Raw genomic sequence first — 13,912 nt, forward strand, 5'->3', positions numbered from 1 at the left:
TGCTATCCGGGGAAATGTTGCTTTGTACGGTTGGCCAAAGCCACCAGCGACAACATCACAGGCACTTCCACCAGCACGCCGACCACCGTTGCCAGCGCTGCGCCGGAATTGAGGCCAAACAAGCCGATCGCCACGGCCACCGCCAACTCAAAAAAGTTGGAGGTGCCGATCAGGGCGCAAGGGGCGGCAATGCGAAAGGGTACCTTCATTTTCCACGCGGCCAAATAGGCCAGAGCAAAAATGCCGTAGGATTGCAAAAGCAACGGAATGGCAATCAACAGGATCAGCAGCGGGTTGGCCAAAATGACATCGCCCTGAAAGCCGAACAACAGCACCACAGTGGCCAACAGCCCGGCGATGGAAGCGGGCTTGAGTTTGGCGGTGAACGCATCGACGGCGGCGACATTGTGGGCGCGGGCGATCAGCGCTTTACGGGTGAGATAACCCGCCACAAGCGGCACCAGCACATAAAGCACCACGCTCAACACCAGCGTGTCCCACGGCACGGGAATATTGGTGACGCCCAACAGCACCGCCACAATGGGGGCGTAGGCGAAGATCATGATCAGATCGTTGACGCTGACTTGCACCAGTGTGTAGTTCGCATCGCCTTTGGTGAGGTGTGACCACACAAACACCATGGCGGTGCAGGGGGCAGCGCCCAGCAAAATCAGCCCGGCTATATAGCTATCCGCTTCGGCAGGGGTGATGAAGGCGGCAAAAATATATTTGAAAAAGGCAACGCCTAAAATCGCCATGGTGAAGGGCTTGATCAGCCAGTTCACCACCAAGGTGATCGCTAGGCCTTTCGGTTCTTTCGCCACATCTTTGATGGAGCTGAAATCGACCGATACCATCATCGGATAGACCATCGCCCAAATCAAAATGGCCACAGGCAGATTGACCTTCGCGACTTCCAACTGTGCAAGAAATTGCACCAAACCGGGCATCACTTGACCAAGGCCAATGCCGGCGATGATGGCGAGGGCCACCCAGATGGAGAGATATTTTTCAAATGTACCAATGCCGCCGGGCACGGTGCTTTGATCTTGTGTAGACATCTAGGCCACCTCTTCCATTTGGCCGATGGCCATCATTTCTTGCTTTAGGGCAGTTGGATCGAGTTGATCGAATGGCAGTGCCAAGAAGCGCGAAATGCGCGCGTGCAATTGGGCATAGGCCATATCAAATGCGGCCTCCACTGCCTCTGGCGGCGCGGTGACGTCTGCCGGGTCAGGAATGCCCCAATGGGCTGTGGTTGGTTTGCCGGGCCAAATCGGGCAGGTTTCGCCCGCCGCATTGTCGCAAACGGTGATGATGTAATCGAGCGCTGGCGCGTCGGCTCCGGCAAACTCGTCCCAGCTTTTAGACCGGGCAAAGCCTGTGTTGATCTTATGCTTTTCGAGTGTTTTGAGCGCTTGCGGGTGTGGTTCGCCCTTGGGCTGTGATCCGGCGGAATAGGCAACGAAATCTGGGGCGCCAAGATGGTTGATCAGTCCTTCAGCCAAAATAGAACGGGCAGAATTGCCCGTGCACAGAATGAGAATGTGAGCAGCTTTACGCGTCATTACAATTGTCCGTTGAACAGGTGATTTGTTGAATAAAGGGCTGGCACAATTGCGGCTGGCCGCCGCAACAATCTTCCAGCAAAAAGGAAAGCATGGCGGTGACCCCGTCCATATCCGCATAATAGCGAATGGTGCGGCCTTCGCGCTTATTCTTCACCAAGCCTGCATTTAGCAACACAGAAAGATTGGCCGACATGGTGTTTTGTTTGACCTGCAGCTTTTCGCCAATTTCCCCGGCCATAAGACCGTCGTCGCCGGCCTTCACCAGCAGGCGGAACACTTCGAGCCGTGTGGCTTGGCTGAGGGCGGCGAATGCCTGGGTTGATTGTGATATATCCATATATCATGAATAATTGATATAATTGGATCGGTCAATCTGTTTTGTGGGTGTTTTGATTTTAAGATTTAATGGCTGGTCATGGGGTGGGAACTCACCCAAAGTTCCACGCTTTCCTCATCGCTCACGACCTTCGAAAAGTGCTTTTCACTGGTGTCGTGATGGATCGTGTCGCCGGGTTTCATTTCAAAAATCTTGTCGCCCAGATGATATTCCAGCTCGCCGGAAATCAAATAGCAAAACACTTCGCCTTTATGTTGCATCATCTCAGCCACATGCCCAGGCGGGCGGTGGATGATGCAGGGGTAAAAAAGCGCGCCGGAAAAGCCCGGCCCCAGCTTTTCATACCAGCGTCCATTTTCGCCCAAGCTGTAGCTTTGGCGGTGCTCAGCTTTGGTAAGCGGTTCAAACGGCTCACTCACATTCAGCAATTGCTCAATTGAGGTGTTGAGCACCCGAGCAATCCGCATGAATGAGGAGAGGGAAGGCGCACTGATGCCGCGCTCCACTTGCGAAATAAAACCAACTGTCAGCTCGGTTGCCTCTGCCACTTCCACAAGCGTTTTGCCCAGCGCTTTGCGCCGCCGCCTGATGGCAAAGCCAATTTCTTCATTGCTGGGTTCAGGGCGGGCATCTTGCACGGGACAGGCCTTTCAAACATCGGCGTAAATAAATCGATGCGCCAATGTGCATGGCTGCGCACGCAAACACAACCCCTTAAGTTTTACTAAAATAAATTTTAGCTTGACTAAATTATAATCAGATAGCAGTTTGGATTGGATACAATCTGCAATAGTGTAAAATTCATCTCTGAGGGAGGAAACTAGGATGAAAAAACTATTGATGGCGACTGTAGCTGCCGCCGCAATGTTTTCAGCAGTACCCAGCATGGCCATTGAACGCGGCGGGTCTTTGACCTTTGCGCGCTATGATGATTCCACGCTGATCGACCCGATTTACGCTGACCGCAATCCAGATATTTGGATGGTCACCAACCTTTACGACACCTTGTTGCGCACCGAGGCGGACGGCAAAACCGTAACCGCTGGCTTGGCCGAAAGCTATGATGTGGCCGAAGACGGGCAAAGCGTGACGCTGACCCTTCGTGATGGCATCAAGTTCTCTGATGGCACACCGATTGAGGGCAAAGATGTTGTCTTTTCGCTCACCCGTGCTTCGGATGCCGATCTCAGCCCATGGGCCGGATTGCTCAGCTCCATTGAAGAGGTGACCTCTGATGACAACCAAATCACCATCAGTCTGAACCAGCCAGACCCAACCATTGTGTTGATGTTGGCCACGTTCAACACGGCCATTGTTTCGGCTGATGCGTTTGAGGCGGCCAGCGGCGAAACGGATCAGGAAAAAGCCCAAAGCATCGCGATTGACGGCTTTGTCGGGTCCGGTCCCTTCATGATGAAATCCCATCAGCGCGGCACCTTGATGCAATTTGGCGCGAACCCGCATTATTGGCGCGATGGTGAAGACGGTGAGCCCTTGCCTTATATGGATGGCATCAACTTCCTTGTGATCCCTGATGATGCGACCCGCATTTTGAAGCTGCAGGCTGGTGAAGTCGATGCGGCTGAATTTATCCCGTTTGCCCGCGTTGGTGAATTGGAAGCGGATGAGAACATCAATATGGAGCTGTTCCCGTCCACCCGCATCATCTATTCACCGATCAATACCCGCGAAACCCGTGCCGACGGTTCTGCCAATCCGCTGGCAGATGTGATGCTGCGTCAGGCACTCAACTATGCCACCAATAAGGAAGCTTTGGTACAATTGGTGCTGCAAGGGGCGGGCAAGCCAGTTTCATCTGGCCTGATGGCGTCCACCACCCAATTGGCCACTGATAATGGCCCGATTTATCAATATGATTTGGACAAAGCCAAAGCTTTGATTGCCGAGGCGGGCGTGCCGGATGGCACCGAATTGACCCTGACCATTCTGGCAGGCTCGGCTGACGATGCAATCATTTTGAGCGCGTTGCAGCAAATGTGGTCACAGATCGGCATTGATTTGAATGTGGAACAGGTCGATGGGCCAACCCGGGGCGCGAAAAACCGCTCGGGCGAGTTTGACATCCACACCTATGGCTGGGTGAATGATGTGAACGACCCGGCGCAGGTAGCAGGCTGGTTGGGCTATTACCCAACGGCAAAAGCTGTGGGCACAGGCTGGAACAATGAAGAGTTCAACAGCCTTTATGAAGCCTCCAATGTGGAAATGGATCCAGCAAAACGCGCCGAGCAATATGCGCGGATGCAGGCGATCTACAATGAAGCAGCGCCATTGCTCTTTATGTATGAAACGCCATTTGCGGTCGCTTTGTCCGCTGATGTGCAGGGCTATGTGCAAACCCCATTGGGCAATAATGAGTTCGCGTCCACTTGGATCGAACGTTAGGGCCTCCTCCTATGGGTCTTTATCCACCTGACCCTAACCTTGGCATGTGGGCGCATTGGCGCTCACATGTCCTTTGAGAACAGCTATGTCGACCATTTCCTACTTCTTTTCGCGGTTGCTGCAAATCATCCCGACTTTTCTGATCGTGATGGTGATCATCTTTTTGCTGGTGCGCGCCTTGCCGGGCGACCCGGCCATTGCCATGGCCGATGCAAAAGCCACCGCCGAACAGCTTGAGCAAATCCGCCAGCGATTGGGATTAGACCAACCGCTTTGGGTGCAGTTTGGCATCTTTGTCAAAAATGTCTTCACTGGCAATTTGGGTGATTCCATCTTGCTGAAAGCGCCGGTCACTCAAGTGATTATTGAGCGTTTGCCCGCATCAGGATTCCTCACGCTTTATGCGGTGTTGTTTTCCTTGTTGATCGCCGGGCCGTTGGCCTTTGTCGCCGCGTTGAACCGCAACAGTTGGGTCGACACCAGCATTCGCTCCATCTTTCAGGTGGGGCTATCCACCCCGGTTTTTTATATTGGCTTGCTGTTGCTCACCTTTTTGGCCGCGCGCATGCGGTGGTTTCCAGTGGGCGGATATGGCACGACATTTCTTGAACATATGTATCATTTGCTTTTGCCCGCGCTCACCGTGGCGCTCTACACCTCGGCAATCATCATGCGCAATTTGCGTTCTTCGGTGATAGAAGTGGTGGATGCGGAATATGTGCAGTTCGCCCGCGCCAAAGGCTTGCCGGAGCGGATCATTCTGGGCCGCCATGTGTTGCGCAATGCACTGATCTCCACTGTCACCCTGTTGGGCCTATCCATCGGCAATTTGATGAGCGGCACCTTGGTGACCGAAACTGTGTTTGCGGTGCCCGGCGTAGGCCGTTTGATGCTCGATGCCATTTTTGCCCGCGACTATCCACTCATTCAGGGCCTCACGCTCACTTTCGCGGTGCTCGTCTCCATCATCTTTTTGCTCACGGATATGATCCAGGCTTGGCTCGATCCCAGATTGCGGGTGGCGTAAATGGTCAAAAAACTTCTTTTCCGCTTGCCGCGTAAATCGCAATTGGTGGCGCTTCAGCGCCCCAGCTTTTTGCTTGGCCTTTTTATTCTGATCAGCTCGATTTCGCTGGCGCTGTTTCCAGATCTGTTCGCGCCTTACGATCCGAATGTGTTTGATTACACGGCAATCAAGCAACCGCCTTCGGCGCTGCATTGTTTTGGCACCGACAATTTGGGGCGAGACACTTTTTCTCGGGTGATCTGGGCCTATTCGGTCAATATGCAAATGGCACTGTTCGCCACCATCTTTTGCTTGGCCATCGGCATTTTTGTTGGCGCGTTGGTGGGCTATTATGGCGGCGTGGCCGATATGATTTTTGGCCGCTGCGTCGATGCGATCATCACCTTTCCCTTTTTGGTGTTGGTGATCGCCGTGGTCGCCGTGTTGGGGCCGGGCCTCACCAATATGTATATCGCCATCACCCTTGTGGGTTGGGTTTATTATGCACGGCTGATGCGTGCCGAAATTATGGGCCAGATGGCAAATGACTATGCGGCGGCGGGCAAGGTGATGGGCTATTCCGATCGCCGCATTATTTTCCGCCATTTGCTGCCCAACGCCATCACCCCGGTGATTGTTTATTGGATGACCGATATGGCGCTGGCCATTTTGCTCGGCTCCTCTCTTGGCTATCTCGGTTTGGGCGCGCAACCGCCACAGGCTGAATGGGGCGTTCTGATTGCCGAAGGGCGCAATTTCATCACCACCGCATGGTGGCTCAGCCTGATGCCCGGCATTGCCATCGTGTTGACCGGGTTGGGCTTCTCACTGGTGGGTGACGGCATCACCGATCTGATGCGGCCACGGGGATAGGGGACAGATATGACACAATCAAATTCACCCCTTCTTTCGGTCAAAAATCTCAGCACGTCCTTCCATGTTGGTGGCCAAAAACTCCGTGCAGTCGATGAGGTTAGTTTTGATCTCGCGGCAGGCGAAGTGCTGGGCATTGTGGGCGAAAGTGGTTCGGGCAAATCCATCACCCTGCAGTCCATCATGGGGCTGGCACGGCGCTATGGCGAAGTGACGGGCGAAGTGATGTGGCAAGGCGAAAATCTGGTCACCAAGCCCGAAGCGCAAATGCGCAAAATTCGCGGCAAAGATATTGCGATGATTTTTCAGGAGCCAATGTCCTCGCTCAACCCATTGCTAACCGTGGGCGTGCAGATCAAAGAAAATTTGGTGGCCCATACCGAGCTGGACAAAAAAGCACGGCAGCATCGCGCCATCGAATTGTTGGAATTGGTGGGCATTCCCGATGCCTCGCGACGCTTGAATGATTATCCGCATCAATTTTCCGGCGGGATGCGCCAGCGGGTGATGATCGCCATTGCCTTGGCCTCATCACCAAAATTGCTGTTGGCGGATGAACCCACCACCGCGCTTGATGTGACCATTCAAAATCAAATTCTGAAGTTGATTTTGGACCTGTCGCAAGAACTGGGCATGTCGGTGATTTTGGTGACCCATGATCTGGGTGTCGCGGCACAAACCTGTGATCGGCTGGCGGTGATGTATGGCGGCAAGCTGGTGGAAAAGGGCAGCACCCGCGATGTGCTGCGCAACCCGTTGCATCGTTACACCATGGGCCTGCTGCAGTCGGTGCCAGAAAATGTCGAGCCGCGCACCCCGCTCTTTTCGTTGCCGGGCACGCCGCCCAGCCTGATGAACTTGCCAAAAGGCTGCGCCTTTGCCCCGCGCTGCGCCCATGCTGTGGACGCTTGCGCAACAACAAAGCCGCCGCTTGAAGGCACCCAGCATCAAGTCGCCTGTTTCAATCCCACCCAAGCGCCCGATGGGGCAGGGGGGCAATCATGACCCAAACGCTATCCACACCAGTTCTCAAAACTGAAAATATCGTGCTGCATTTTGCCAAAAATCGTTCCCTGGCAGATGTGGTGATGCGGCGGCCGCAGCAAAAAGTGAAGGCGCTCAATGGCGTCTCGCTGCGGTTGGAAAAAGGGGAGACGCTTGGCATTGTGGGCGAAAGCGGGTGTGGCAAATCCACCTTGGCGCGGGTGTTGGCCGGGCTTTATCAACCGCAGCAAGGTGAGATTGAGTTTTATGGCGAGACCATTCTCAATGCCAAAGGCAAGGCCCAGCGCGACTATAACCGCCGGGTACAGATGATCTTTCAAGATCCCTATTCTTCTTTGAACCCCCGGATGCGGGTGGGGGACATGTTGCGCGAGGCGTTGAGTGTCCACAAAATGCGCGCCGAACGCGACATCCCCGCCCGCATTGCCGAATTGCTGGAGCTGGTGCGCCTGCCGCAAGATGCAGCAGACAAATTTCCGCACGAATTTTCCGGTGGCCAGCGCCAGCGTATCGCCATCGCCCGCGCGCTGAGCGTTGAGCCGGAAGTGCTAATCGCCGACGAACTGGTTTCCGCCCTCGATGTGTCGGTGCAGGCGCAAGTGGTGAACTTGCTGCTTGGTTTACAGGAAGAATTGGGGCTGACCGTTTTGTTTGTGGCGCATGATTTGCGCTTGGTGCGACATGTGTCGCATCGGGTGGCGGTGATTTATCTCGGGTCCGTTGTAGAAATCGGCCCGGCGAAAGAATTGTTTGCCGCGCCGCGCCATCCTTATTCCGAAGCTTTGTTGAGTGCGGCCCCTTCGCTCGACCCAGACGATAAGGGCAACGCCATTCCCCTCAAAGGCGAATTGCCCAGCCCACTCAACATTCCCACCGGGTGCGCCTTTCATGGGCGCTGCCCTCTCGCAACAGATGTGTGCAAAACCACATTGCCGCTATTGAAGGGCGACCCGGCAAAGGGTCAAGTGGCGTGTCACCATCGTGATCCGATTGAATGAAAGTCTTCCCATGTTGAATAGCTCCCCCCAAGCGAAGCGCCTGAGCGATATTCGTGACGCACTGAAACGCCAAGATTTGGATGCGCTGATTGTACCGCGCTTTGATGCCCATATGGCTGAATATGTCGCCGATTGCGACAAGCGCCTCATGTGGGCCACAGGCTTTTCCGGCTCCGCAGGGTTGGCGCTGATCACGCAGGATCAGGCGATCCTGTTTGTGGACGGCCGCTACACGGTGCAGGTGCGCGAGCAATGTCCCGAGGGCTTGTTCTCTTATCGTCATTTGCATGACCAGCCGTTGGCCGATTGGCTCAAAACCACAGAGCAGCGCGGCCTGCGCATCGGCTTTGACCCCATGCATATCCCCGCCAGTTGGCATCAAGAACTGACCGAAGCGGCGGCAGAGTCGCACAATCATCTGATCGCCACGGAAGACAACATCATCGACCAGCTCTGGACTGATCGTCCCGCCGCCGTCGCTGACAAAGCGCGCCCATTTGGCGAACAAATGAGCGGCGAACACTCCGCCATCAAACGGCAACGCATTGCAGCGCATCTGGTGGCGCAAGACATTGATGTGCTGGTGGAAAATCAGCCGGACAATATTGCGTGGCTCCTGAACATTCGCGGCAGTGATATTGCCTATAACCCCTTTATCAATTCGTTCCTGACTTTGGATCGCGAAGGGGCTGTGCAATGGTTTGTCGATCCGCAAAAGGTGCCACAGGACTTGACTGACTTCGAACTGGATGGCGTTGAAATTTGCGCACCAGAACGGTTTTTGCCGGCCATTGCGAACCATACGGCCAGCGACAAAGTCTTAGGGTTTGATCCCTTGTTCACCCCCGTGGCTGTGCAATTCGCGGCGGGCGAGAGCAGCCAGATCAAACATGGCCGTAGCGCCATCACCCTGACCAAAGCGATCAAAAACGCCACCGAGCTGGGCGGGATGCGCGATTGTCACAAGCGCGATGGCATTGCCTGGACCGAGTTGGGCGCATGGTTGCACGCGAATGTCGCTGAACGCTTTGCAGCGGGGGATCCCGTCACCGAACTGGAGGTGACGCAAAAGATCGAACAGCTGCGTGCGCAACTGCCTGGCTTTGAACAACTCAGCTTTGATGTGATTTCCGGGGCTGGGCCGAACGGTGCCATGTGCCACTATAAAGTCACCAAACAATCCAATCGTGCGCTCGACCCAAATGAGATTTATTTGCACGATTCCGGCGGTCAATTTGCTGACGGCACAACCGACAGCACCCGCACCTATAATTTTAGTAAAACTTCGCCTGAGTTTTGCGAAAATTATACTGGAGTTTTACGTGGATTTTTGGCGCTGGCGACGCTCAAATTTCCGCAAAAATCTTTCGGCCATCACATCGACGCCATCGCCCGTGCGCCGCTCTGGTCAATCAAAAAAGACTATGATCACGGCACGGGCCACGGGGTCGGCCACAATCTTTCCGTCCACGAACAACCCCAACGCATCGGCCGCGCCTTCAACGATGTGGAATTGGTGCCCGGCATGGTGCTGAGCATCGAACCCGGTTACTACGTGGCCGGAGAATATGGCATCCGCATCGAAAACCTGTTTGAGATCATCGACTTAGGTGACGGTTTCTACGGCTTTGAGACCCTAAGCTACATGCCCATCGAAACCAGCGCCGTGTTGCCAGAACGTTTGACCGAGACCGAGCGCGACTGGCTAAACGCCTATCATCAAAAGTGTTTTGAGCTTTTGATAGATCAAGTCAGTGCGGACGCGCTTGATTATCTCAAACGCACCACACAGCCAATATAGTAAGAAGGCGGCCCAAGGCCGCCTTTGCTTTAGTCGCCAACGCGTTGCACGTCATAAGTGACATTCACTTTGCAATCGGCCATGCCCATTTGCTTGAGCGCGGCCATTGCTTCGGTGTCGCCCATCAACGTCCCCAGCTCCACCAATGTGGTGCCTTCAATTTTGGTGGGGGAGATCAATTGCATGGTCACGGTTGCGCCCACGCGGGTGCAGCTGCTGGTGTCAGCATTGGCGCAGCTTGAGCCATCAAAAATCTTGCCCTTATAGCTGTTCTCGCCTGTGCTTTCCCATGCCATGGGTGCGCCTTCTTCGTTGAAAATATTCATTGAATTCGGGTCAAATTTGCCGCCCCATTCGATGCGGCGTGTTTCGCCTTTCTGGGTGAAAGCACCATTATTTTGCAACATATTTTCCATCATGGGGTTGCAATCTTCCACGCTGCCACCTGTGGCATCGCCGCGCCACAATCCGTCTTGCGGCACAATCGGCGCCGCGTCTATGGCAGCGGCGCTGGTGAGTAGAATGAATGAGCAAAGGGCTGAAATTTTCATCTTCATCATCTTGGTTCCTATTCTGAGAATGTTGTGTCGTCGGCACTTGCAGTGACGATGAGCGGTTTGCGCACAAGCACAATGCGGCCATCGCGCCCTTCCAACACATAGCGCAACTCAAAGGTGCCTTCTTCAGTGGGGGCGGTAAGGCGGCCCACACCATTTTGGGCGTGTTCCGTATAGAAATAAGTGATCTCGCCGCTAAACTCTTCATAGCCGGGGGTCACAATATCGACCCAGTCGCCAGAGGTGTTTGGCGCGTTGAATTGCACTTCAAACTCATCGCCGGGTCTCACCTGCTCAGGCGCCACCAAATTTGCCGTTGTTGGCAAAACCGTGAGGGGCACGACCAAACCAACAGAGCGACCTTGCTCGCCTTGCACCACATAGCGCAGATCATATTCGCCCGGTGTAATAGGCATTTGCAATTGGGCCGGATTGCCATCGCGGGCCCAAGCATAGGTGACTTCACCATCGGTGCGGGTGGCCCCACGCTCTATCGTGTCGATATAATCATCGGCGTTGTTTGGCCCTTTCCATGTCACGTCGACCATCTCCCCCTGTTCGGCGGATTGTGGTGCGTCGAGCACAAATTCAGCTTCAGTTACGGTGATGGCGAGGGTGGCAATCGTGTCCCAGCCAGCGCGACCTGTCCAACGATAGCGCAAAATATAGTCGCCGGGCGTGGCGGGCATTTTGAACAATTGCGGATTGCCGTTGGCCGTATAGATAAAGTCGAGGCCAGCTTGTTCAGGCGTTTTGGCCGAGACAATGTCGATGAAATCATCTTCAGCATTTGGCCCGTCCCAACTTACTTCAATGGCTGTGGTGATCGGCGTGCTTTGCTTATCTACCGTTAGTTTCGCGGTAGGCAGATCAATTGGCTCAGGCTCAGCCAGCTCGGCTGTTTGCCCAACGGTTTGATTGAGTGCGGTGGTCAGGCCATCGGCGTCTTTCGCGGACACATATTGACCACCCGTATTTTGCGCCAAACAGGCAACTTGCGCGCCTTCTGCTTGGCTCAATCCAAAACCGATTACGTGCGCGGTGAAATCAATGCCTGCTTCCTCCAACTCGATGCCGAGGGCACAGGGGTCCGCTGCGCAGGTTTCTAGCCCGTCGGTCACAAGCACAACGGTCGCTGGCTCTTCAGAAAAGCGCAGCGCCTCGGCAGCTTGTCGCACCGCGGCGGAAAGCGGTGTTTTACCTTGGAACCGCATTTCATTGACGGCATCAATAATCGCTTCAGATTGGCCCAAGGCAGGTTGCACCAACACCTCAATGTCGCTGCAATCGCCCCGGCGACGGTGGCCATAGGCGACGAGGCCCAAAGCCCGGTCTGCTTCCAATTGCGGCAACAGATCGGCCACAGCTTCGCGTGCAATTTGCAGTTTTGGTACGCCCTCAATTTGCCCCCACATGGAGCCGGAACCGTCCATCACAATAATGGTGCGGCCCGCCTCTTGTGCAGACACAGCGGTAGCGCCCATTGCCAAGCTGGCAATGGTGATCATGGCAAGTTTTTTCATTTTTCCTCCCTAGGCGGGCTTGGTTGGTTCTGGTTGCGGGTCTTTCGGACCCATGCCAGCCCAGCCTGCGGCTTTATTGCCCAATTCTTTGAATTTCTTGGATGCGCCTTCCAAACGCTCTTCCCATTCAGGGTTCGGCACTTGCCCATCGGTGACCTTGAAAAAGGCTTGCAGCAAACAGGCGATGGCGAATGGTTCGATCAAGGCGGCTTTGACCGCCCATGCGAACAGAATGGCAAACACAATGCCACCAGCAGACCATGCGCCAGGCATTAAATAGACCACCAACCCGGCAGGGGCCAACATCACCAAAAACACAAGGAAGGACAGCAGATAAACAAACATGGTGACCCATGCAGCGTTGATCATCATTGGCTTTGCATTTTGTCCATAAAGCACCAATGCTTCGCGCGCGCCATGCCAAGGGTTTTCCGCATTTGTGCGTAAGATATGCGCCAAAACCACTTCGTCGAGCAGACCAACGGCCACTTTAAGATAAGCGCGCACCACGCCCATAATCCGGTCCAATCCTGGAATAGGCAGCAAAGACATCAGGCCTTGCAAAAGTCCGGTGATGGCGTTGATCACGCCTTTCACCAATTGGTCGATGCCGAACAAAATTGAGGCTTTGCCAAAGTGGTTTTTCACGATGGTTTGCGCGTAGGCGACCTGATTTTGTGGCAATTCGCGCCCGTCCAAAGCTTCGATCATCACCGCGATATGGCCAGCTTTGACCATATAGAGCGTATATTCACGCAGGAAAAAGATGATGCCTAAGGTGAGTGCCAAGCCGATGCCGCCACCCCAAAAAGTGGTGGTGCCTTGAAAATCGGCATCACCCATAAAGCCGACGCCATAGCCAATGCCCGCCCCGGTGCCGGTGATCAGCACGATAGAAACGGCGACAATAAAATAGACCGCCATCCGAAACAGCAAGAAGGGTGCGGTTTGCCGCATCAATCCCATCGACTTTGAAAAACTAAAATCCCACATCAAATCTCTCCTTTTGTCTTGCGCTAGCAGACAATAATTTTTTCCAACACTACCATTTGGTATAGATTATGAAAAATGGGGTCAGAACCCGCTTAAAATGCCTGCGCGCAATGCCTGTCGCAAAAGCAAATTGGCGTGGGTGAAGGGCATTGAATGGCCCGCATCTTCAACCAGATGCAATTGGGCTTGCGGCAATCTTTGAGCCATTTTTTCAACTGCCGCTTGCGCAACGGTTTGGCTTTGTTGCCCATGGAACAAATGCACGGGCAGGTCCAGATCATCCAGCCAATCCCACCAATCGAAATTGGTCAGGCGCATATCGTCAGTGAAGCCCAAGCCTTGTTGGGCGGTGACCAACGCAAAGCTTGTTTCAAGCGCCGCAAGATATTTGGCTTGGCTTAAGCGATCCCGGTCAAATTCTGCATCTGCAAATAATAATTGCGGGATGATGTCCACGCCCTTTTTCTGAATTTGACCAATGCCCACATTGACGATCCAGTGCATAAAGGCAGGCATTTTTTGTGCGGCCCAGGCGTTTACCCGGTGCAGCTTGGGCATATGTTCGGTGTCATCCATGCCACCCATGGGCGGGGTGGTGGCCCCGGAGATCAATGCCATGCTGTGCTGCGGGAATGTGCGGGCGAAGGCAAAGGCGAAATGGGTGCCAATATCTTGCCCCATAATCACTGCTTTTTTCCAACCCGCATGATCCATAGCGCGTTTGGCCTGACGCATCGCCCGGTCCACAGGGTCCATGTCTTTTTCCAATGGGTTGGCCCCATAGCCGGGGCGCTCAATCGCGATCACATCTAACCCCAGAATATGTGCCGCGGTGCGGCCAA

14 protein-coding genes are annotated in these 13,912 nt (G+C 54.3%); 6 read left to right on the plus strand and 8 right to left on the minus strand.

Annotated elements, in window-relative coordinates; all coding sequences use genetic code 11:
- Positions 1-2: 2 nt before the first annotated feature.
- From arsB to ACP15Y_RS16800, 4 genes are all read right to left on the minus strand, one after another.
- Positions 3-1,061, minus strand: coding sequence for an ACR3 family arsenite efflux transporter (gene arsB / locus ACP15Y_RS16785; protein ID WP_424984270.1), 1,059 nt, complete (start codon positions 1,059-1,061; stop codon positions 3-5).
- Entirely contained in the window at positions 1,062-1,568 is a 507-nt protein-coding gene (locus ACP15Y_RS16790) for an arsenate reductase ArsC (protein WP_424984271.1), read from the minus strand. It lies immediately after the preceding gene.
- On the minus strand, positions 1,558-1,908 hold the full coding sequence (locus tag ACP15Y_RS16795) for an ArsR/SmtB family transcription factor (RefSeq protein WP_424984272.1): 351 nt from the start codon (positions 1,906-1,908) through the stop codon (positions 1,558-1,560). The genes ACP15Y_RS16790 and ACP15Y_RS16795 overlap by 11 nt, the downstream gene beginning before the upstream one ends.
- Positions 1,909-1,973: 65 nt before the next feature.
- Complete coding sequence (locus tag ACP15Y_RS16800; RefSeq protein WP_424984273.1) at positions 1,974-2,546, minus strand: helix-turn-helix domain-containing protein; 573 nt, start codon at positions 2,544-2,546, stop codon at positions 1,974-1,976.
- Positions 2,547-2,733: 187 nt separating this feature from the next.
- On the opposite strand from ACP15Y_RS16800, the gene ACP15Y_RS16805 reads away from it, so the two are divergent.
- The 6 genes from ACP15Y_RS16805 (at position 2,734) to ACP15Y_RS16830 (ending at position 9,997) form a co-directional block, all read left to right on the plus strand.
- Positions 2,734-4,314, plus strand: coding sequence for an ABC transporter substrate-binding protein (locus tag ACP15Y_RS16805; protein WP_424984274.1), 1,581 nt, complete (start codon positions 2,734-2,736; stop codon positions 4,312-4,314).
- 85 nt (positions 4,315-4,399) lie between these two features.
- Positions 4,400-5,341: an ABC transporter permease gene (locus tag ACP15Y_RS16810; protein ID WP_424984275.1), complete on the plus strand. Its 942-nt coding sequence runs from the start codon at positions 4,400-4,402 to the stop codon at positions 5,339-5,341.
- Entirely contained in the window at positions 5,342-6,193 is an 852-nt protein-coding gene (locus ACP15Y_RS16815) for an ABC transporter permease (protein WP_424984276.1), read from the plus strand.
- 9 nt (positions 6,194-6,202) lie between these two features.
- Complete coding sequence (locus ACP15Y_RS16820; protein WP_424984277.1) at positions 6,203-7,198, plus strand: ABC transporter ATP-binding protein; 996 nt, start codon at positions 6,203-6,205, stop codon at positions 7,196-7,198.
- The gene (locus ACP15Y_RS16825; protein WP_424984278.1) at positions 7,195-8,196 is read left to right on the plus strand and encodes an ABC transporter ATP-binding protein; all 1,002 of its coding nucleotides are present in this window, start codon (positions 7,195-7,197) and stop codon (positions 8,194-8,196) included. The genes ACP15Y_RS16820 and ACP15Y_RS16825 overlap by 4 nt, the downstream gene beginning before the upstream one ends.
- A 10-nt stretch (positions 8,197-8,206) precedes the next feature.
- Complete coding sequence (locus ACP15Y_RS16830) at positions 8,207-9,997, plus strand: aminopeptidase P family protein (RefSeq protein ID WP_424984279.1); 1,791 nt, start codon at positions 8,207-8,209, stop codon at positions 9,995-9,997.
- Between the two features lie 29 nt (positions 9,998-10,026).
- On the opposite strand, the gene ACP15Y_RS16835 is transcribed toward ACP15Y_RS16830, so the two are convergent.
- From ACP15Y_RS16835 to ACP15Y_RS16850, 4 genes are all read right to left on the minus strand, one after another.
- The gene (locus ACP15Y_RS16835; RefSeq protein ID WP_424984187.1) at positions 10,027-10,557 is read right to left on the minus strand and encodes a hypothetical protein; all 531 of its coding nucleotides are present in this window, start codon (positions 10,555-10,557) and stop codon (positions 10,027-10,029) included.
- 8 nt (positions 10,558-10,565) lie between these two features.
- Positions 10,566-12,077 carry a vWA domain-containing protein gene (locus ACP15Y_RS16840; RefSeq protein ID WP_424984188.1) on the minus strand — a complete coding sequence of 504 codons (1,512 nt, stop codon included), beginning with the start codon at positions 12,075-12,077 and terminating at the stop codon, positions 10,566-10,568.
- A gap of 9 nt (positions 12,078-12,086) precedes the next feature.
- Positions 12,087-13,070, minus strand: coding sequence for a hypothetical protein (locus ACP15Y_RS16845; protein WP_424984189.1), 984 nt, complete (start codon positions 13,068-13,070; stop codon positions 12,087-12,089).
- Positions 13,071-13,151: 81 nt separating this feature from the next.
- Positions 13,152-13,912: alpha/beta fold hydrolase (locus ACP15Y_RS16850; RefSeq protein ID WP_424984280.1), on the minus strand; the 761-nt coding region annotated here is incomplete at its 5' end.

It is taken from the genome of Maritalea sp. S77, from assembly GCF_049801075.1.
Taxonomy (GTDB): domain Bacteria; phylum Pseudomonadota; class Alphaproteobacteria; order Rhizobiales; family Devosiaceae; genus Maritalea.